The organism is Pseudomonadota bacterium, from assembly GCA_039815145.1.
Lineage (GTDB): Bacteria > Pseudomonadota > Gammaproteobacteria > Steroidobacterales > JBCBZW01 > JBCBZW01.
Map to the genome: position 1 here is coordinate 1 of JBCBZW010000103.1, position 18,096 is coordinate 18,096.

At 66.2% G+C, this 18,096-nt stretch carries 20 protein-coding genes; 8 read left to right on the forward strand and 12 right to left on the reverse strand.

What is annotated here, in order from left to right; genetic code table 11:
- Positions 1-87: 87 nt before the first annotated feature.
- Positions 88-1,302, forward strand: coding sequence for an ATP-grasp domain-containing protein (locus tag AAF184_19250; protein MEO0424483.1), 1,215 nt, complete (start codon positions 88-90; stop codon positions 1,300-1,302).
- A 62-nt stretch (positions 1,303-1,364) separates the two neighbouring features.
- On the opposite strand, the gene AAF184_19255 is transcribed toward AAF184_19250, so the two are convergent.
- The 4 genes from AAF184_19255 to AAF184_19270 are packed head-to-tail and all read right to left on the reverse strand — an operon-like array spanning position 1,365 to position 4,009.
- Entirely contained in the window at positions 1,365-1,844 is a 480-nt protein-coding gene (locus AAF184_19255; protein ID MEO0424484.1) for a pilin, read from the reverse strand.
- Between the two features lie 11 nt (positions 1,845-1,855).
- Positions 1,856-2,842 carry a hypothetical protein gene (locus tag AAF184_19260; GenBank protein MEO0424485.1) on the reverse strand — a complete coding sequence of 329 codons (987 nt, stop codon included), beginning with the start codon at positions 2,840-2,842 and terminating at the stop codon, positions 1,856-1,858.
- Between the two features lie 7 nt (positions 2,843-2,849).
- Positions 2,850-3,380, reverse strand: coding sequence for a hypothetical protein (locus AAF184_19265; protein MEO0424486.1), 531 nt, complete (start codon positions 3,378-3,380; stop codon positions 2,850-2,852).
- Positions 3,377-4,009: a YIP1 family protein gene (locus tag AAF184_19270; protein MEO0424487.1), complete on the reverse strand. Its 633-nt coding sequence runs from the start codon at positions 4,007-4,009 to the stop codon at positions 3,377-3,379. The genes AAF184_19265 and AAF184_19270 overlap by 4 nt, the downstream gene beginning before the upstream one ends.
- A 246-nt stretch (positions 4,010-4,255) precedes the next feature.
- Between AAF184_19270 and AAF184_19275 the strand changes: the two genes are divergently transcribed.
- Positions 4,256-4,960 (forward strand): GNAT family protein, encoded by a 705-nt coding sequence (locus tag AAF184_19275; GenBank protein ID MEO0424488.1) that lies wholly within the window; start codon positions 4,256-4,258, stop codon positions 4,958-4,960.
- Here AAF184_19275 and AAF184_19280 read toward each other — a convergent pair.
- Both AAF184_19280 and AAF184_19285 read right to left on the reverse strand, forming a co-directional pair.
- Positions 4,957-5,415 (reverse strand): hypothetical protein, encoded by a 459-nt coding sequence (locus tag AAF184_19280; protein ID MEO0424489.1) that lies wholly within the window; start codon positions 5,413-5,415, stop codon positions 4,957-4,959. The genes AAF184_19275 and AAF184_19280 overlap by 4 nt on opposite strands.
- A gap of 162 nt (positions 5,416-5,577) precedes the next feature.
- On the reverse strand, positions 5,578-6,498 hold the full coding sequence (locus tag AAF184_19285) for a LysR family transcriptional regulator (GenBank protein MEO0424490.1): 921 nt from the start codon (positions 6,496-6,498) through the stop codon (positions 5,578-5,580).
- A gap of 328 nt (positions 6,499-6,826) precedes the next feature.
- Here AAF184_19285 and AAF184_19290 point away from each other — a divergent pair, with 328 nt between their 5' ends.
- Entirely contained in the window at positions 6,827-8,830 is a 2,004-nt protein-coding gene (locus tag AAF184_19290) for a winged helix-turn-helix domain-containing protein (protein ID MEO0424491.1), read from the forward strand.
- A 53-nt stretch (positions 8,831-8,883) separates the two neighbouring features.
- Here AAF184_19290 and AAF184_19295 read toward each other — a convergent pair whose 3' ends face one another.
- Together AAF184_19295 and AAF184_19300 are read right to left on the reverse strand one after the other, a co-directional pair.
- Complete coding sequence (locus AAF184_19295) at positions 8,884-9,309, reverse strand: hypothetical protein (GenBank protein MEO0424492.1); 426 nt, start codon at positions 9,307-9,309, stop codon at positions 8,884-8,886.
- A gap of 42 nt (positions 9,310-9,351) precedes the next feature.
- Positions 9,352-10,074 (reverse strand): type 1 glutamine amidotransferase domain-containing protein, encoded by a 723-nt coding sequence (locus AAF184_19300; GenBank protein ID MEO0424493.1) that lies wholly within the window; start codon positions 10,072-10,074, stop codon positions 9,352-9,354.
- Positions 10,075-10,219: 145 nt separating this feature from the next.
- On the opposite strand from AAF184_19300, the gene AAF184_19305 reads away from it, so the two are divergent.
- On the forward strand, positions 10,220-10,960 hold the full coding sequence (locus tag AAF184_19305; protein ID MEO0424494.1) for a hypothetical protein: 741 nt from the start codon (positions 10,220-10,222) through the stop codon (positions 10,958-10,960).
- Positions 10,961-10,982: 22 nt separating this feature from the next.
- On the opposite strand, the gene AAF184_19310 is transcribed toward AAF184_19305, so the two are convergent.
- Complete coding sequence (locus AAF184_19310; protein ID MEO0424495.1) at positions 10,983-11,456, reverse strand: tetratricopeptide repeat protein; 474 nt, start codon at positions 11,454-11,456, stop codon at positions 10,983-10,985.
- Positions 11,457-11,549: 93 nt separating this feature from the next.
- Between AAF184_19310 and AAF184_19315 the strand changes: the two genes are divergently transcribed.
- The 3 genes from AAF184_19315 (at position 11,550) to AAF184_19325 (ending at position 13,991) form a co-directional block, all read left to right on the forward strand.
- The gene (locus AAF184_19315) at positions 11,550-12,473 is read left to right on the forward strand and encodes a LysR family transcriptional regulator (GenBank protein ID MEO0424496.1); all 924 of its coding nucleotides are present in this window, start codon (positions 11,550-11,552) and stop codon (positions 12,471-12,473) included.
- A 343-nt stretch (positions 12,474-12,816) separates the two neighbouring features.
- Positions 12,817-13,401: a PEP-CTERM sorting domain-containing protein gene (locus AAF184_19320; GenBank protein MEO0424497.1), complete on the forward strand. Its 585-nt coding sequence runs from the start codon at positions 12,817-12,819 to the stop codon at positions 13,399-13,401.
- 185 nt (positions 13,402-13,586) lie between these two features.
- On the forward strand, positions 13,587-13,991 hold the full coding sequence (locus tag AAF184_19325) for a DM13 domain-containing protein (GenBank protein ID MEO0424498.1): 405 nt from the start codon (positions 13,587-13,589) through the stop codon (positions 13,989-13,991).
- 4 nt (positions 13,992-13,995) lie between these two features.
- Here AAF184_19325 and AAF184_19330 read toward each other — a convergent pair whose 3' ends face one another.
- Genes AAF184_19330 through AAF184_19340 form a run of 3 tightly spaced genes read right to left on the reverse strand, consistent with a single transcriptional unit; the run spans position 13,996 to position 16,967 of the window.
- On the reverse strand, positions 13,996-14,586 hold the full coding sequence (locus AAF184_19330; GenBank protein ID MEO0424499.1) for a cytochrome c: 591 nt from the start codon (positions 14,584-14,586) through the stop codon (positions 13,996-13,998).
- Complete coding sequence (soxC, locus tag AAF184_19335; protein ID MEO0424500.1) at positions 14,573-15,832, reverse strand: sulfite dehydrogenase; 1,260 nt, start codon at positions 15,830-15,832, stop codon at positions 14,573-14,575. The genes AAF184_19330 and soxC overlap by 14 nt, the downstream gene beginning before the upstream one ends.
- 31 nt (positions 15,833-15,863) lie before the next feature.
- Positions 15,864-16,967: a DUF3524 domain-containing protein gene (locus tag AAF184_19340; GenBank protein MEO0424501.1), complete on the reverse strand. Its 1,104-nt coding sequence runs from the start codon at positions 16,965-16,967 to the stop codon at positions 15,864-15,866.
- A gap of 128 nt (positions 16,968-17,095) precedes the next feature.
- Between AAF184_19340 and sfsA the strand changes: the two genes are divergently transcribed.
- Positions 17,096-17,926 (forward strand): DNA/RNA nuclease SfsA, encoded by an 831-nt coding sequence (sfsA, locus tag AAF184_19345; protein ID MEO0424502.1) that lies wholly within the window; start codon positions 17,096-17,098, stop codon positions 17,924-17,926.
- The last annotated feature ends 170 nt before the right edge of the window (positions 17,927-18,096 follow it).

Here is an 18,096-nt window from a genome sequence, read left to right on the forward strand (position 1 = left end):
CCTCGCCTGAGCGAACCGGAATTCCTCGTCGCCGACCGAAGCCAGATCTGCTAGCGTCCGCTCATTCGATCCCTACGGCGTAACGACATGAACGTGCTCTTTTTCTCCCCCGGCTTCCCCGACGAGATGGGTCGCTTCGCCCGCGGCCTCGCGAGCTGTGGCGTCAACGTCATTGGCCTGGGCGAGCACCCGCCCTCCAGCATGCCGGTGGCGATCCGCGGGGCCCTGGCGGACTACGTGCAGGTGGCCTCCCTGGTGGACGAGGAGGGCGTGCTGCAAGCGGTGCAACGCTACGCGCAGCGCGTGCGTCTCGACCGCATCGAGTGCCTCTGGGAGCCCTTCATGACCCTCGCCGCGCAGCTTCGCGAGGCACTCGGCTTGCCAGGAATGGGCGTCGCTCAAACGCACCTCTTCCGTGACAAGGAAGCGATGAAGCAGGCCCTCGATGCCGCCGGCCTTCGTACGCCACGCCACGTGCAGGCGGTGGGTGAGCAGGAGATCCGGGCCGCTGCCGAGCAGATCGGCTTGCCGCTCGTGGTGAAGCCCATCGCGGGGGCGGGCTCGGCGAACACGCACCAGGTGCGTGACGCCGCCGCGTTGGACGTGGCGATCGCCGACGTCGGGCGCCGGGTGGTGAGCGTGGAGGAGTTTATCGAGGGGGAGGAGTACACCTTCGACACGGTGTGCAGCGACGGTCAGATCCGGTTCGAGAACATCGCTTGGTATCGGCCGAAGCCCATCGTTGGCCGCAACGAGGAGTGGATCAGTCCGCAGACTGTCAACCTGCGCGATATCGAGCGACCGGAGCTACAGGTGGGCCGGCAGCTCGGCCGACAGGTGCTCGACGCCCTCGGCTTTCGCACGGGCTTCACCCACATGGAGTGGTTCCTGACCGCGGACGGGGAAGCCGTGTTCGGTGAGATCGGCGCGCGACCGCCGGGTGGACGTTCCGTGGACCTCATGAATTTCACCCACGACTTCGACATCTACGCGGGCTGGGGGCAGGCGATCGCCAAGCAGCCCTTCACCCAGGAGGCGAAGGCCCGCTACAACGCGGCCGCCACCTTCAAGCGCGCGCGTGGGCAGGGCCGGATCAGCGCGATCCACGGACTGCATGAGCTAAGGAAACGCTTCGGTGAGTTCCTGGTGGTGGAGGATCTCCTGCCCGTCGGCTCGCCGCGGCGCAACTGGAAACAGACGCTGCTCGGCGATGGGTATCTGGTGGTTCGCCACCCGGACCTGCAATCGTGCCTGGCGATGGCCGATGAGGTGGGCACGGACCTGTGGTTGGAGGCTCGATAGCCCGCTCCAGTCCGCTTGCGCCCTCGCGGGAGCGCGGGTGTTCGCAAGACAGCGCGCGCGATCTACTTCGGTCTGCGGCTGCAGTGATGGGGCAGATACTTCGCCTCCACCGTTGTGCGATCCACCCCCGCTGCCTGCATGCCCGTCGGAGGTGGCGAACTTCCACAGCCCCAGGAGATGGGGCTCGTGGGACTGTCGGTCACCGTCAGCGGACGAATGCTCACCACCTGTCCCTCCAGGCGTGTGCTGACGTAGTTGCCGAGCATCACGTGCATGGCACCGTCGACCACCTCGATCCGAGTCACGAAGTTGCCGATGAGGTGCTCCGGCAACGGCACTCGGGCTTCCTCGTTGTCGGCGGGGAAGCGTCCTTCGAGTTCGTAGTAGGCCTGAATCGCCGGCTTCAGCTCCGTGGTGAGGGTGAACACCTCGACCATCTGGGCTCGAACCGTGTAGGTCGAATAGGACGGAATCGCGATCGACGCGAGGATGCCGATGATCGCGGTGACGATCATCAGCTCGATCAGGGTGAAGCCACGCATAGCACCTCCTGCTAGATGACGGAGCTGGATTGAAAGATGGGTTGATACATGGAGATGACGAGCAGCCCCACGTAGGTGAAGAGGATCAGCTTCAGTATCAGGGAGAGTCGCTCGCGTACCGCGAGCAGTGCCATCGACAGCGTCCCCGAGTGCTCTTCGCACTGGGCGCTCAGCTCTGTCTCGATGGTGCCGAGGCGCTCGGCGACGGCGAGTTGGTGGCGCCATTCATCGTCCGTGTTGCTCGGTGTTGAGGTGAAGGCGGGATCTTCGACCTGTCGTCGATGACGACTCAACAGGGCCGCTTGGTCGAGTGCCTGCGTGCCCGCAACCCCGCTCTGGTTGAGCAGGCGAGCGAAGTTCAGCAGGAGGCCTTGGTTGTAGGTGCGGCACAGGCGCGCTGCGCCCGGCACCCAAGCGGGCAGCTGGGGCATGGGCTTCATCTGCTGGATGCGGCGGTAGAAGGTGAGCGTGCCCATCGCAGCGATCGCCAGGGCGGCGAGCAGCGTGGCGATGAGTATCGGGGCACCGCCACGCTGAAACATCACCTCCGCCAACAGCGGGGGGGACTGCTGGACGCTCTGCAGTAAGCCTGCCACCTGGGGAAACACGAACATGCCGTAAGTGATGGTCGTCACGAGCGCGACCACGCTGACGATCGCGACGTACCACAGGAATCCGATGATTCCGGTCAGGAAAGTTTCGTAGACGGCGCGGCTTTGCTGCACGTAGTCCACGAAGCCTGAGAGAAGGCGCTCGCGGTGTTCGGGGGCCTGGCGTAGCAAGGCTGCTAGCGTCTCGTAGGGCGACAGGCCAACGGTGCTGTCCTGCACGGGCTCCTCGCCAAGTAGCTGCTTCAGACGCTCCACGTCTTGTGCGTAGCGTTCGGGCGCTGCCTCAGCGAGACGCTGGAGCGCGCCGTCCAGGCCGTGTTGCTCGGCGGCGGCCGCCAGGTGACGGGTGAGGAACGCCAGGTGATCGGGAGCCTTGGAACTGAACATCGCTCGCCTACGGGCAGAAGGTGGGTGGGAACGGGTGGGGTTCGGCCAAGCGTTGCGCGAGGGCCGACGCGGTGGGCGGCGCTTCCCCCTTTGAGCATACCCAGACGATCGGCGAACCGGGGTCACCGCTAGTGAGTACTGGCGATAGCCAATAGGATTGTTCGCCGAGATCCGCTCTGCGTGCGAGATCGGCGCCTGGCCACGCGCGCAGGGTACCGTCGATGTCGGTGGTGATGGCGTCGAAGTGGGTGCCTTCGGGATCGCTGCTGGGCAGTGATGGTGGCGCCTGCGCTGCCGGCCAGCGTCCTGTCACGGCACGGTAAGTGATCGACTCCGCTCGATGGATGGAAGTGAGGGTGTGAACCTCGCTCACGGCAGTGTGGGTCGCGAGCAGCAGGAATCCCGGTACGGCAAGCGCGGTCGCGATACTGATCACGAGCGCGACAGCGATGAACTCGATATGGCTGATCAGCTTGTAGGACAGGTTGCTCACCAGCAGCAAGCGGCTCAAGGAGGTGCGCGCGCCATTGCGGCTCATAGGAGGATCCATGCGGGCGCGTTGAAAGCATCGCCCGCGGAAGAGGAGCGGATGGCAGGGAGCAGCCACCAGACCGTGACGGCGAAGGACAGAGCCCAGCCGATCGTGGCGGTGAGCGTTGCTTTGAGCCGGGAGAACTCATTCACGGCGGCGAGCCCTGTGAGCAATATGATCAGTGACCAACCTCTGAAGATTAGCTGGAGGAGCAACGCGGTCCAGAGTACGACGGTGGCGAGGCTGAAGCCATCGAACTGCAGGTGCTCCACCGCCGAGACATCCGACGCGGAGAAGAAGGCGCGAGTAGCCACATCCAACGGCAACAGAACTGCCAATGGCAGGCAGGACCAGGCGAGGGCGACCCGCGTGGCGGCGGGCGTGGCGCGTCCGCCGAACATGGTCGCGATCGCGCTCAAGACGTAGGAGGACACGTAGACCGCGAGCAGAGTTACCAGGGGGCCGCCGAGCGATATCCCGTCTTTGCCGCCTACCTCCAGCGTAAGTTTGGCGATAGGGTCGAAGGTGCCGTAGGACAACCCGGCGAGGACGGGCAAGGTGTGCACTAGGTGACCGGGGTTCTCATGGGCGATGTGGGCGATCGTTCGGCCGGGACGCAGCCATAGGGATCGCAAGGGTCGGACGTTCGTCAGTTCCGGCGGCGGCGGTGGTGCGATTTCGCTGGGCGCTATCGTGTGCGACACGAGCTACCGGACCTACCGCGCGCAACCGGCCACGACGTGTGGCTGTTGTCGCGGGGGTGTTGCTGTTGATGCAGCGCCATCGCTGGTCCTCCGAGGGCAGGTCGCCTGGCGGCGGTGTCGCTCGGCGTTGGGTGCTACGATAGAGCTTGATCGGGCTGGCCGCCAGCGGCGGTGATGATGACGGATACGAACGAGTTCGGACAAGCGATAGGTAGGCCAGTCCGAGACTGGCAGGGCGCTGCTGCCCCCACCCGTCGTCCTCTGGAGGGACGCTACTGCAAGCTGCTTCCTCTGCATGCCGCCGAGCATGGGCCCGCCCTGTACGCGGCCTACCAAGCGGGCGACGGCAGTCTGTGGACCTACCTACCCGTGGGGCCGTTTGCGTCGGAACAGGCCTATCTTCAGTGGTTGACGGGCGCGCAGGAATCGCAGGACCCGCTGTTCTTCACGATTCTGGCGGGGCCGGCGAGAAGTCCGGCAGGGGTTGCCTCCTACCTGCGAATGCAACCTGCGATGGGCGTGATCGAGGTGGGGCACATCACCTACGCGCCCAGTCTCCAACGCACGCGGGCGGCCACCGAGGTGATGTACCTGATGATGGCGCGCGCCTTCGACAGCTGGGGTTACCGTCGCTACGAGTGGAAGTGCGATTCGCTGAACGCCCCGTCGAGGGCCGCGGCGCAACGGCTCGGGTTTACCTACGAGGGGACCTTTCGCCACAACGTGGTGTACAAGGGGCGCAACCGGGACACCGCGTGGTACGCCATCACCGACGATGAGTGGCCCTCGATCAAGCAGGGCTTCGAACGTTGGTTAGCGCCGGACAACTTCGATGGCGAGGGCCAGCAGCGGCGCTCCCTCGCGCAGTGTCGCGATGCCTAGCGCCCGGGGTGCGCCGCCGTGGGCAGCTTCAGGAAGTACACGCAGAAGCTGAGCACGATGGCGGTGGCGGAGAAGATGGTCATCACCCTGCCCGGTACGACCTTGCTGAACTCCCCGAGATCGATGAAGACGAAGTAGCCGACGTCGAGTAGCCCGCCCACCATGGCGGTGACCCAGATCGCTGTTCGATTACCGCGCCAGATGAACACCGCACCGGCGATGGTGACCAGCCCGCCCCAGAAGAGGTTCCACGCGTGTTGGTTCAGGATGCCGCCGACGGCGGGGTGGTAGTCGCTCACCAGCTGCTCGGCGGGCACCGCATCGGCGATGGCCTGGATCCCGCTCACCGTGTCGCCCGCCATGACCAAGGCGCCGGCCAGCGCGTGCACGAGGCCCCACACGATCCAGAGTAGGGCGGACGCCATGAGCAACATGCCAGCGGTCTTCTCGTTCATTACAGGAGCCTTCTTCCATGAGTGGGCGCAGCTGGCCAGCGCCTGGATGTCGCTGGCTGATGGGGCCCATAGGCTCACATGTGCTCGGTGAGCATGTACATGCGCGCAGACGCGCACTCGATGTGCGCTGGTGCATGTCAGGGGGTGTTGGGCCGGTGGGCCCTAGCGCTCGCGCAGCGTTCTCAGGAAGCTCTGCACCTTTGCGCTACGGTGCAGGTCGATGTGGGTGACTACCCAGGTGCGCGCTTGCCAATGGTGACTCGGGGGCGCCACCTGCACCACCTGGTCTTCATGACGTTCGGCGACTTCTTGCGGTAAGAACCCGATCCCCACCCCGCCGATCACCGCTCGAATCAGCACCCGGGGATCATTGGTCTGGAACGCGCAGTGATGGTTCGGGGCGTGGCGCCGAAGCCACGCCTGCATGCCTGGCGGCCCCACCGGTTCGAGCAGGGCGAAGCGATGGCCGTTAAAGCGACCCTCTCCTTCGCTCGCCGGTGCGCCGTGTTCGGCGATGTACTCGGGGCTCGCGTAGAGGCCGAAGGGAATCTCGCCGAAGGCTTGCACCACGTAGTCAGGGGTCTGCGGTTTCGTGCCCATGCGGAACGCCACGTGGGCCTCGCCGTGTTCGAGCTTCAGCGGCTCTGATCCCTCGATGAAGCGCACCCGGATGTCGGGATGCTGGGACTGGAACCGTCTGATCGAGGGGAGTACCTGGTACGCGGCATCGCCGACGGACGTGACGAGCAGCTCGCCCGACAGGCCTGATTCCTGGGCGAGCGCCTTGCCGAGGATGGAGCGAAACTGCGCTTCCGTCTCGGCCGCTGTGCGGATCAACTCACGGCCGAGGTCGGTGGGGGCGTAGCCGCGGGCGTGGCGGTGGAACAGCTTGGCTCGAAGGGCTTGTTCCAGCGCGTCGATGTGGCGAATCACCGTTGCACGGTGGACGCCGAGGTAATCAGCGGCGGCGGACACCGTGCCCAGGCGACCAACGTGATACGCCGTTTGGATCTCCGTCCAGTTGTGCATCGCAGGCGCATCGCGAAGGGGTGTGGAGCCGCGGGGAGGCGTGTTGTTGTCCATGGCTTGCGATGATCCAAACGCGCTTGGTCTTGCGAGTGTGATGCCTGACGCGCGCTCGGTCGAGTAGCTCTGTTCAACTGCGAATCTCATGTCGTCAAGAGGTCGCGTGAGCCTTGCGAGCGGCGCGCGGGTAAGGCTATCGCGCTGAAGTGAGCCATCTGCACGACCAGCCGAAGGCGCTGCCTTGCGAGCGGTTCATGTCGTGGCGATACTCACGCGTCATGGACAGTTCGCGCAAGGCGCACCGGCGGGTCTCACCGGCAGCGTCTCCTTCTAGTAGGCCGGTAGTTCGCTCCCCAGGGCCGCGGCACCCCACGGTACCCTCGTCATGACCTCCTGGACGGTGGGCGCCTACCAGTTCGATGCGAACGCCAATCGCCTACACGGTCGCGGCAGCGAGGTGGTCCTCGAACCGAAGGCCTCGGCGTTGCTGGCCTACTTCTGCGAGCACCCCGGACGCAACATCGGGCGCGACGAGTTGTTGCAGGCGGTGTGGCACGGTCAGGTCGTCTCCGACAACTCGATCAATCGAGTGATCGTCCTGTTGCGCAAGGCGCTTGGTGATGATCAGCGCGTTCGCCAGTACATCGCGACCGTACCTAAGGTGGGCTATCGGTTGATTGCGACCGTTTCGGCCGTCGATGAGGTGCAGGCGCCCCCGGGGTCGGCGACGCCGCCGTGGCGAGGTGTGGCAGGTGCTGCACTTCTGGTGGCCATCCTGGCCGCTGTGCTGCTCCCTCAATTTGCGCGGACCCCTTCAACGCCCGCGGTACGCGCCATCGTGCCCCTCTCGCGCCTCGCCGTTACCCAATCCAATGCGGCGCAGGCCCACGACCGGAAGGCCCTGCTGTACACGGCCAACGACGGGCGATACAACCGCATCTACTGGGTGGCAGCGCCCGGCGAGGTACCGCAACCCATCAGTGCGCCTGGCGGTGACGCGGACTTCGCCACCTGGGCCCACGATGACGCCTTCGTTGTGTATCAGTTCTACGATGGCGAGCGATGCGAATTCCATCGCCTGCCGCGTACGCAGTTTGGTACCGCAGCCGCGGAGGTCATCTACGAGTGCGTGCCGGGAAGCTACTCCGAGCTATCCCTATCGCCTGACGACAGCGCCTTGTACTTTCTCGAGCGGCCCACGTCGGCGGCACCCTACGCGGCCTACGCGCTGGCGCTCGATCGTGGTACCAAGCGACGCCTGTCCCAGCCCGTCGCTCAAGGCTATGGCAACCACTACCTCGATGTGCATCCGCGCCGGGGCACGCTGCTCCTGCTGAGCGATCATCTACCGGGCAAGACGTCGGTGTTCGAGCTCGACCCGGCCAGCGACAGCTTCAACCTCCTCTCCGCCTTCGACTACGGTTTGGACAGTGCCATCTGGAGCCACCGAGACGGCGCCATCGTGCATCCCTCTCAGCATCCGTCCTACCAGCTCCTGGAGACCTCGCTGAGCACCCAGCAGAGCAGCGTCATCGTCTCGGACAGCCGGCGCATCGCCAGCCCTAAGCGCATGCAATCACTGGACGAGGACTACCTTTTCACGTCCTACCTTTACAACCGGGACATCGAGATCGGTGAGACGTCGGGCGCGGGCCTGAACTCGGCTGTGATGGACTACTTGCCCGCCTTGTCCCACGACGGCCAGCGCCTGGCGTTCGTCTCCAAGCGTGCCGGCTACAGTCAGATTTGGATTTACGAGCAATCCTCGGGGCAGCTCAGCGCCATCGAACCGCGAGACGAGGGTCGTCGCTACCACGATCTTGTATGGGCGGCGGACGGCAGCCGTCTGCTCGCCAACACCAACACCGGCGTGTTGGTGTACGCCGTCATTGACGAAGGATTCCAGCTACTGCACGAGGTTGCCTTCGAGTTGCCCACCTACGCAGTGAGCTGGCATGACGGCCAAGCACTGGCGTTCAGCCACTACGAGAACGGCCGCTGGCGCGCCCACCAGCATCGCCTCGATACGGGGCAGAACATCGCCCTCGACGAGCGCTGGGCGTTCGCGATGGAGCACGACGGTCAGACGCTCTACCTGGATCAATCGTTGACCGCATTTGTAGCGGAGGAGGCGGTCCCCGCGTTGGGTCGCTGCGCCAACCCCGTGTGGCGCTATCAGCTTCGCTGGCGCAGTGACGGCACGCATCTCTACTGCCACGCGAGTGACGCGCCTGGCGATCTGCTGCGCTTCGACCGCCAGTTCTCGAGCACCCGCCTGACCGATGCCGTCGAGCGCTACGAATTCTTCAGCGTCGCCGCGGGCAAGCTCGCCAACACCTACGTGGCGAGCTCCCACAGCGACATCATGCGCACGAGTACGCCTGAGTAGTCTCGGTGGCGACGCTCGGTGCGCGGCAGGCACCGAGCGTCGCCGAGACTTGCTTACTGCTGGTTCGTGACGCGGCCCCACACCACGTTGGTGATGCGCCAGCCTTCCTCGAGTTTGAACAGCACGATGTTCTTCATGTAGGTGTTCTGCGGCGCCTCCGGCTGGTAGCGGTGTAGGGAGGTCACCACGGCCATGTCGTTGTAGATGTCGATGTCCAGCAGGTTGTGGATCACCGCCTCGGCGCCCTTGCCGGTGTCGTTGTCCAGGGGCGGGGTGCCGTAGGAGTGGCGACCGTTCTCGTCGATGCGGTGGTAGAGCACGGTGTCGGCGATGCACTGCGAGGAGTTCTCGGCACCGCCGTGCAGATCCCAGCGGTAGAAACACTCCATGGCGGCCTTGATCTGTTCGCGATCGGTGTCCGCGTAAGCGGCCGGTGCCAGGAGGGCGAGGGTGACGGCGAGGGTGGGTATCGTCTTCATGGATCAACTCCGGTTGTCGTTGAGGGTGAGGGGGAATCGGGTTTACTCGCCGGCGGCGAGCATCTCCAGCAAGGTAGTGGCGAGGGGGCCGGCGGAGGCCGGGTTCTGGCCCGTGAGCAAGTTGCCGTCGCGTACCACCCACGGGGAGTAGGGGGCGGCGGCGCTGAATTGCCCTGCGCCGTCCTTCAGCTTGTCTTCGAGCAGGAAGGGGTAGTGCTCGCGCGCCCAATCGCCTTCTTCGGCGTTCGATTTCGCGGTGAGCTGCTTGTCTTGGATCATCAGCTCGCCGTTGCTTAAGCGCACGGCGGCGAAGGCGGCGGGGCCGTGGCAATCCGCGGCGACGGGCTTGTCGTCCTCGTACATCGCGGCGGTGATGCGGTTGACCTGCGCGTGGTCGAACAGATCGAACATGGGGCCCGCGCCGCCGGGCACGTAGAGGGCCAGGTAGTCGTCGGGATCGACGTCCGCGAGCTTGCGCGGCCGGGCCAGAGTGTCGGTCAGGCCTGCCAGCGTGCGACGCTCCTGCGCGTTCATCATCTGCGCCCCGGCCTGCACGCCCGGTGCGCCGCCGGGGCTCGCGAACTCCACCTCGAGCCCCGCCTCGGTGAGGATCCTGTAGGGGGTGAGCACCTCCGGCAGCCAGTACCCGTGCTCGTGGGCGGACAGGATGAACAGCACCTTCCCGTCGGGTGGGTGCTGCGCCTGGGCGGATAGGCTCAGGCCCGCCAGCAGCAGGCAGGTGGCGAGGGTGAATGTCGGTCTCATGGGCGTCTCCTCGTGGGTGAGTCGGCGCCAGAGCTTGGGGGGGTGGGGGGTGCGCGTCGTTGGGGTTTCGTGATTTTTCATGAGGATTCGTGATGCCTCAGAAAAATCAGCGGCTTGCGCTCACGGCGAGCGCGCCCAGGGGGCGATGGACTCCGCCCGAGGCGGGGCGCTGGCCGCTCGGTTGACGGGTCGCGCGGTGCAGGGCACCCTCGCGCGCATGGTCGACCTCCTCCAGTTTGCGAGTCTGTTCGAGATCGGATTCGCCCTGCACATCGCCGTGGCCCTACTCGAGCGGATCTACGCCCGAGAACTGCCCGTTCGCATCGATCGCATCGCGGCGCGGATGAATGCCCTCGAGCGCTTCAAGCGGGAGATGCTCCAGGGCGCCGTGCGGCGCGAGGAGCGGGGGCAGGACAGCGAGGTCGAGCTGGCCTATCGGCGAATCAAGAACCCCGTCTGGGTGGAGCGCAACGACGCGCTGCTCGACCAGCTCTACGACCTCGGGCACATCGCGAGTGCGCGCCTCACGGGCCTAAAGCGCGCGTTGGGTGTGGTGACAGTGCTGTCGATCATGGTGGTGGTCTACGCCGTGGTGATGCTGTTCCTGATCGGCCTGGACGTGCCCTTGGTGAAGGATCTGGATCCGGTGGTCGCAAGCCTGCTCGTCTTGGCGCAGCTCCTGCCGCTGCCGCTCGCCGCGGGGGTGTTCTTCCTGGTGGCGAGGCGCATGAGCCTGCGCATCGACCGCAAGTTGCGCGGCCTCGGCGAGCTCCGCGTGCTCCTCGCCAACCCTACCGCCACCAGCACCGCAGTGGCCTACGCCTCCATCGAGGAGGTCTTCCAGCGCGACATGGGGCGGCAGGGCAGGCTCTACGCCGACGCCTGAGGGCGCCAGCGCTGCACAACGCTCAGCGCTGGATCGCCACCATCGCCGCTTCGATGTTGGTCCGCACGGCCTGACGCTTCGGGTCGGCGTCGGCCGCCTGCTCGAACCAGCTGAGGGCGGCGTCGAAGTCGCCCGTCGCGTAGTGGTAGACGCCGAGGTTGTTCAGGTCGCTCCAAGTGGCGTACTTACTCTCGGCAGCGAGAGCGCAGGCATCCCCGGCCATTTCCAGGTTCTCCAGGCGCAGCTGGGCCGAGCAGAGCGTGCTGTGCGCCAGGTGCCGGTCGGCGTCCCGACGCAGCAACCCCATGCGCGGCAGGATCAGGCCGACAGCGCGATCGAGGCGACCGTCTTCGAGCGCTTGTTCGGCTCGCTTGAGGAAGCCGGGGGTGTTGTCGAAGGTGCCCGTGCCCTGGCGGGCCGCGGCGGCGGGCAGGGCGCTGCCCAGGGTGGCAGCAATCAACAGGACCAGGGCGCCTACGCGTTGGGTCGTATTCATGGCCTATCTCCAGGTGAATGAGGGGGCTGGAAGACAGGCTAGCCCTATCATCAGTGCATAGCGATAACGGAAAAACATACTTACTATGCGTTGATGAATAGCAAAGATGTGCTGCAGGACTGGGCAGATATCCGTCTCTTCCTGGCCGTGGTCGATCACGGCAGCCTCCTGGCCGCCTCCGAGCACCTGTCGCTCTCCCAGCCCACCGTGGGGCGCCGCCTGAGCGCGATGGAGAGGCGTTTAGGCCTGCCGCTCTTCGTGCGCACGGGGCGGCGCATGCAACTCACCGACACCGGCCGCGCCATCCTGGAGAACGCTCGGCGCATGGAGCGCGAGATGCTCGCCATCGAGCGGGCCGTCGAGGTGCAGTCGAAGGGCTTGGCGGGCGAGGTGATCATCACCGCCACCGAGGGCACGGGCACCGATTGGCTGGCGCCGGAACTCTACGAGTTCCACCAGCGTTACCCGGAGATCGTCCTCAACATCCACGTCGACAACCGCGCGATGGATCTCGTGCGGCGAGAGGCGGATATCGCTCTGCGTTTGGGCGAGCCCACGGGCCCCGAACTGATCGCCAAGCGCCTGGTCACCGTCGGCTTTGGTATGTACGCCGCCAAACGCTATCTGGATCGATCGCCCCCCATCGAGTCGCTGGAGGATCTGCGCGAACACGACTTCATCGGTCTTTACGGCAGTGATGGGAAACCGCAGCTCGCGCTCGGCGACTACATGGCGATCGACTTCCCCCTGCGCATGGTGATCCTCACCAATAGCCCCTCGGCGCAGCTTTCCGCCGCCTACGCGGGCTTCGGGGTGGCGGTGCTCTCGCACCGGTGGGTGAGCATGCGCGGGGAGCTGGTGCCCGTGTTGCCGGAGATCACCGTGCAGGAGACGGACATGTGGCTCGTGACCCACGAGGAGCTGCGCCACAGTGCGCGCATTCGCGCCGTGTCCGACTACATCACGGAGCGCGTGCTGAAGAGCAAGGCGCAGTTCCACGGGCGTAGCTCCTCCTGACCGCCAGGGTTGCGCGCGCGCGGGTCTTCGGTGGGCTCCGGGGTGGTTAGCGTCCACACTCGCAGCTTGGTGGTCCCGCTAGGTGACCGATTCTCTAGTGAGCTAAGGAAAGCGATGTTGCGCCACGGAAATCTCGTGGTCCTTGCCGGCGCCTCGCGAGGTGCACTGTCGGAATGTCTTACAGACGACTGAGCACCTTCGCTCGCCGCCTCGGCGAGTGCTTGAATTGCATAATATTTGTTAGGTTGGCCCGAAACCTGCTTATGTCTCTATCAAGAGGCCACGGGCGTCCCCGAAAGGCCCTTTGCGATTACCTATGAAGCTCGCGACTACGGAGACAATGATGCGCATTCGAGCCCTCCTACCTCTGATCGCCGGTGCCACGCTCTGCTGGACCGGTGTGGCCTCCGCCTCCCCCATCGTGTTCGACCTGACCCGTAGTGTGTCCGGCAATGACAATGTGGCCAGCGTCACCCTCGTCGACAGCAGCACGCTCAGCGTGAACATCGACGCCGAGCCCGGCATCCGCGAGGTCGACTGGGACGAGCAGGGCATGGGCGTGCAGGGCCTGTTCGAGTTCGACGACCAGCTCGACGGCTTCGGTCGCGACGAGAGCCTGATCTTCTCCTTCAGCGAGTCGGTCCGCCTGCTCTCCGCCACCTTCTCCCGCGTCGGTTCCAACGATGACTTCCGCCTCATCACCGGCGGCGGCGTGATCGTGGACGGGGATCCGGGCCTGCAGAACCCCTTCGACTTCATCTCCTTCGATCTGGTTGACAGCCTGTTCGAGTTCACCGTCATCGGTGCCAACGATGACTACAAGATCTCGGAGATCGTGGTGGCGCGGATTCCGGAGCCGGGCGTCCTGGCGTTGTTCGCCGTGGGCTTGATCGGCGGTCTCGCGACCCGCCGTCGCACCGCGCACTAGTCGCCAATTCGATACCTACCCGGGGCCTTTCATAGCCCCGATGAGCGCGCCCCTTGTTCACCGCAGGGGGCGCGCTTTTTCGTTGGGGCTCGGCGATTCAGCCGTAACGCATTTCGCGTTGGCGTCAACTCAGATGCCAAGTCGGCGCCACTCCCAGGCGCCCCAACACCAAGGAATCGACACCCATGAACAAACTCACGACCGGTTTCGGCGCCCTGATCGCGCTCATGGCGCTGCTCGGCGGCTTCGTCGCCCCCACGGTGGCCGCGGCGGCCGAGGACACCGTGCTCTACAGCGGCAGCTTCAAGGGCCGTTCCGGCCACGCCACGAGTGGTGAGGTGCGCATCGTCGAGCGCGACGGCCGCACGCTGGTGATTCTGCAGCAGGACTTCCGCTTCGACGGCGCCCCGGATCCGAAGCTCGGCTTCAGCCGGGATCGCCGCCAGCCCAAGCGCCTGTTCTCGCCCCTGTCGTCAAACCGTGGCGAGCAGGTGTACGAGTTGCCGGCGGGCGTCGACACCTCAAACCTGCAAGGCCTCAACCTCTGGTGCGAGCGCTTCGGGGTGCAACTGGGCTACGCGAAGTTCTGAGAAGCTAGTCCCCTGCAGGAGCCGTCGCCCGATCCACCTCGGGCGGCGGCTTCTGCACGTCTACCCAACGGAAACCATCGCGGTTGGGCATGCGCAGGGCGATCACGGCCTCCCGCGTGAGCGGCGTACCGCGCTCGTGCAGGCCGTTGAGGTGCAGCAGGTAGGCCGTGAGGTGATAGGTCTCCTCGTCCGTGAGCGATCCCGGCGCCTCCATGGGCATAGCGCGACGCAGGAAATCGAACACGGTGGTGGCGTAGGGCCAGTAGCTGCCGATGGTCTGGTCTGGCCACTCGCTGTCGAGCGGCATCTGCGCGTAGGCGAGCTCCGGCGCGCTGCCGCCCTCGCCGGCGGCGCCGTGGCAGTGGGCGCAGCGTTGGGCGAACAGCGTCTCGCCGGCGCTGACATCGCCGCTCCCTTCGGGTAAGCCTGCGCCGTCGGGGAACACCGTGCGATCGAGGGCGAGGAGCGTCTGCGGGTCGACGGGTTCACCGAGGTTCGGGCTCGCCGAGCGCTCCTCAGCGGCACAGGCGGCCATGGCCACGCCCAGCAGCAACGCGATGCCGGCCTGACGTGAAGCGCGCCTAGCCGTAGACATGGCTGATGAACCCGTCTTCGTCGACGGCGTAGGAGACCACGGCGTTGTAGTGGAAGTAGCCGTGCTTGCCGCGCTTGGCGATGAGCACATCGCGTTCGGGTTGCACCTCGCCGGTCTCATCGGTGGCGCGGCTTTTCAGCACCGCCGGTTGACCCTGCCAGTGCCAGGGCAGGCGAAAGCGAGTAAAACACTTAGCTTGCACGGGCCCATCCAGGGCCGCGTCGGTCCAGCTCTTGCCGCCGTCGGCGGACACCTCCACGCGCACGATCTTGCCTCTCCCGCTCCAGGCGAGGCCCTTCACCTCGTAGAGACCGTGCTCGTCTAGCACCATGCCCGTAGATGGGGAGGTGATCAGGGACTTCACCTCGATCTCCAACGTGAACTGACGGGCCGTGCCATCGGGCTGCAGCTCCGTGTAGCGGGAGGTCTCGTTGCGCGCCATGGCCGGCTGGTCCGTCAGCTGCAGGCGGTGCAGCCACTTCACCTGGGTCACGCCCTCGTAGCCGGGCAGCAGCAGGCGCATCGGGTAACCGTTCTCCGGTCGGATACGCTCGCCGTTCTGGTACAGGGCGATCAGGGCGTCGTCGAGGAGTTTGGTGACGGGCACGCTCATCGTCAGCGCGAAGGCGTCGCGCCCCTCGGCGACGGCCCAGGTGGCCGCGGGGTCCAGCCCCGCCTCGTCGAGGAGAATCGCGACGGGCACCCCCGTCCACTCGCTGTTGGCCACCATGCCGTGGATGTTGCTGGTGGCCGTTTGCAGAGGCTCGTCGTTCCACCCGGCGTTGCTGTTACCGCCACACTCCACGAAGCACTGACGGGATTGCATGGGGTAGCGCAGGAGCGCGTCGACGCTGAAGGCCAGGGGGCGCTTCACCTTGCCGTGGATCGTCAGACGGTGGCTGGCGGGATCGATGTCGGGCACACCGTTGTGGTGGCGTTCGAAGTGCAAGCCGTTTGGCACGATGGTGCCTTCCAGGCGGTGCAGGGGCGTGTAGGAGATGCCGTTGCCTGGCGCCATCGGGTTGCTCGAGGCGTAGCGGATCGTGCGCTGCTCATGCACCGAAGGACTGCCGTAGGTAACGAAGCCGCTGCCGGCCACGCGCATCGGATCGGGTGTCTGCGCCGGCGCCGCGCGGGGCAGGCAGAAGGCGGCGCCGAGGGCTGCGCCGCCCGTGAGCAGCGTGCGTCGGTCGATCAGTCCGTTGCCGGCGGCAGGCGGCAAGCGGGTGTCTTTCTCATCCCCCATGGGGCCACGCTGGCACAGGGGTGAAGTCGGATCAAGCGGGCGGATCCGCGAGATCGCGCAGCAGCGTGTGCAGGCCGGCGAGGCATCGGGGCGCCTCGTGCGGGTCGATCAGGGTGGGACGCGCCTCGCGCAGGGTGATCTCGCCACGGACCCAGGCGCGGCACAGCTGCTCGAGGGCGCTCGCCAGCTCCTCTTCCTGGTAACGGAACGGGGCGGGGTAGAGCTCGCGGTAGGCGAGGCGATCGGGTACGAGGGGCCGGGCGCCGTGGGCCACGGCCTCCAGCATCGATACCCCGAAAAACTCCTGCCTAGCCGTGGACACGGCGAGATGGCTGCGTCTTAGCAACGCTTCGTAGGCTTCACGGGTGGGCAGGTATCCCCAGTGCACCACCCGCTCGCCGAGGCTCTTGTGCGCCTGCTCGAAGATGGCGGGCGAGGTGCGAAAACGCTCACCGGCCACGGCTACGCGAAACGGCACACCCCGCGCCTGCAGGCGCGCGAGGGCCGAGAAGAAGACTTCCGGCGCCTTGTCGTGCTCCCAGCGGTGGTTCCACAGGAGCACGGGGCCGAGGGCGCGCGCGTCGCCCGGCGGATCGTCGGCCACGGCCGTCGCGGCGCCAAGGCGCAGGGGGTAGCCGGTGACCACGCTGCGCGCTTTCAAACGTTCGATCCAGTCGGCGGGTACGGCATCGGGCATTCGCTTGAGCAGTGCCTCGCCCGCGTCCAGGAAGGAGTGCAGGTTGTACTCGCTGTTGAAAGCGCAACGATCGGCGGCGAGGGCGGAGACCAGCTGGGTGAACCCGTAGTGGTGGTCCCGGCCGTCCGCCGCCTCGCGCTGCACGGGGTAGGCGAGTTGGTTCTCGTGAAAGTACAGCACGGTCGGGATGCTGCTCAGGGCAGGCGAGAGACCGCGCAACTCGGCGAGGGGCAGGAAGGCACTGGCGAGGAGTACGTCGTAGGGCTCGCTCAGCGCCTGCGCGTGGGTCAGAGAGAAGTGCACGGCCGCCCCGCGCATACGCCACTTCCAATGGCGACCCGGCAGGGTGAGCACGGTCCAGTCGGCATCGATCCCCTCACGCACCGTCTGCGTGAACTCGGCATGGGAGCCGGCGTCGTAGGGTTCTATGTAGAGCACGCGGAGCACGGGTCTTGGTCACTAGGTGAGCTGAAACGGAAGGCCTATGGTACTTGGTCGGCGCCGGCGGGCCATACGCTCGACTTCCCCCGCGCGCTGCCGTCTAATGCGCGCTCGCCCAAGACCCCATGAGCAGCTCGCTAGTGACCCGCGAACCCGGATTCCTCCCCCACGACACGCCTCTCCAGGCCGGTCGCCTGGTGGCGCGCTACGACCGATTCATCGCCGATGTCGAGCTGGAGGACGGTAGGGTGGTGCTCACCCACTGCGTAAACCCCGGGCGTATGGAGGGCTTGGTCGTGCCGGGCGCGCGTGCTTGGATCTCGCCGGTGCCGGCCGATTCGAAGCGAAAGCTCCGATGGACCCTGGAACTGCTCGAACTCGACGGGCGCCTGGTCGGCGCCAACACCCAGGTGCCGAACCGCATCGCCGAAGGCCTGGTGCGCGACGGCTTGATCCCCGGCCTGCGGCGCTTTCGCTCGCTGGAGCGCGAGGTGCGCTACGGCGAGAACTCACGCATTGACCTGATGCTGCGCGGGGCCACTGACCATCTGGTGGAGGTGAAGAACTGCCACCTCGTCTATCCGGACGGTTGCGCTTATTTCCCGGATTCGGTGAGTGCACGGGCCGCCAAGCACCTGGACGAACTCGCCGCCCACGTGGTCGAGGGCTACCGCGCGAGCGTGCTCTTCATCGTGCAGCGCACGGACGCTGAGCGCCTGCGCCCCAGCGCCCTGCACGACCCGGCCTTCGCCGAGGCGGCGACGAGGGCGGCCCAAGCTGGCGTGCAGTTTCGCGCCGCCCTGGTGGACCCGACCCTGGAGGGCTACCGCTTCGTGCGCACGATCCCGGTGGATGTGCGCCCCTACGACCCTGCGTCCGTGTCGTCCTATCGCGAGGCCCTGAACGCCACCTCGGGGTGGAGGCGACGGGGTCCGGTGCCAGCGCCCGCGACCTAGCGCGCCGCCTGGGCCTCATCGCCGTCGAGGATCCCATCCTCATCCCGGTCGATCCCCATCCGCACCCCAGCGCCCGGCGGAACGCAGGTGAAGGTGATCACGTGGCGACGAATGTCGAGCGTCGGCAGCGTGTCGATGCGCATGTCCGCCCACTTAGCAAGGTGATGCTC

Excerpts from the sequence above, each read along its gene's own strand:
- AAF184_19250 (MEO0424483.1), top strand. The coding sequence starts at position 88 with ATGAACGTGCTCTTTTTCTCCCCCGGCTTCCCCGACGAGATGGGTCGC.
- AAF184_19255 (MEO0424484.1), bottom strand. The coding sequence starts at position 1,844 with ATGCGTGGCTTCACCCTGATCGAGCTGATGATCGTCACCGCGATCATC.
- AAF184_19260 (MEO0424485.1), bottom strand. The coding sequence starts at position 2,842 with ATGTTCAGTTCCAAGGCTCCCGATCACCTGGCGTTCCTCACCCGTCAC.
- AAF184_19265 (MEO0424486.1), bottom strand. The coding sequence starts at position 3,380 with ATGAGCCGCAATGGCGCGCGCACCTCCTTGAGCCGCTTGCTGCTGGTG.
- AAF184_19275 (MEO0424488.1), top strand. The coding sequence starts at position 4,256 with ATGACGGATACGAACGAGTTCGGACAAGCGATAGGTAGGCCAGTCCGA.
- AAF184_19280 (MEO0424489.1), bottom strand. The coding sequence starts at position 5,415 with ATGAACGAGAAGACCGCTGGCATGTTGCTCATGGCGTCCGCCCTACTC.
- AAF184_19285 (MEO0424490.1), bottom strand. The coding sequence starts at position 6,498 with ATGGACAACAACACGCCTCCCCGCGGCTCCACACCCCTTCGCGATGCG.
- AAF184_19290 (MEO0424491.1), top strand. The coding sequence starts at position 6,827 with ATGACCTCCTGGACGGTGGGCGCCTACCAGTTCGATGCGAACGCCAAT.
- AAF184_19295 (MEO0424492.1), bottom strand. The coding sequence starts at position 9,309 with ATGAAGACGATACCCACCCTCGCCGTCACCCTCGCCCTCCTGGCACCG.
- AAF184_19300 (MEO0424493.1), bottom strand. The coding sequence starts at position 10,074 with ATGAGACCGACATTCACCCTCGCCACCTGCCTGCTGCTGGCGGGCCTG.
- AAF184_19305 (MEO0424494.1), top strand. The coding sequence starts at position 10,220 with ATGGACTCCGCCCGAGGCGGGGCGCTGGCCGCTCGGTTGACGGGTCGC.
- AAF184_19310 (MEO0424495.1), bottom strand. The coding sequence starts at position 11,456 with ATGAATACGACCCAACGCGTAGGCGCCCTGGTCCTGTTGATTGCTGCC.
- AAF184_19315 (MEO0424496.1), top strand. The coding sequence starts at position 11,550 with ATGAATAGCAAAGATGTGCTGCAGGACTGGGCAGATATCCGTCTCTTC.
- AAF184_19320 (MEO0424497.1), top strand. The coding sequence starts at position 12,817 with ATGCGCATTCGAGCCCTCCTACCTCTGATCGCCGGTGCCACGCTCTGC.
- AAF184_19325 (MEO0424498.1), top strand. The coding sequence starts at position 13,587 with ATGAACAAACTCACGACCGGTTTCGGCGCCCTGATCGCGCTCATGGCG.
- AAF184_19330 (MEO0424499.1), bottom strand. The coding sequence starts at position 14,586 with ATGTCTACGGCTAGGCGCGCTTCACGTCAGGCCGGCATCGCGTTGCTG.
- soxC (MEO0424500.1), bottom strand. The coding sequence starts at position 15,832 with ATGGGGGATGAGAAAGACACCCGCTTGCCGCCTGCCGCCGGCAACGGA.
- sfsA (MEO0424502.1), top strand. The coding sequence starts at position 17,096 with ATGAGCAGCTCGCTAGTGACCCGCGAACCCGGATTCCTCCCCCACGAC.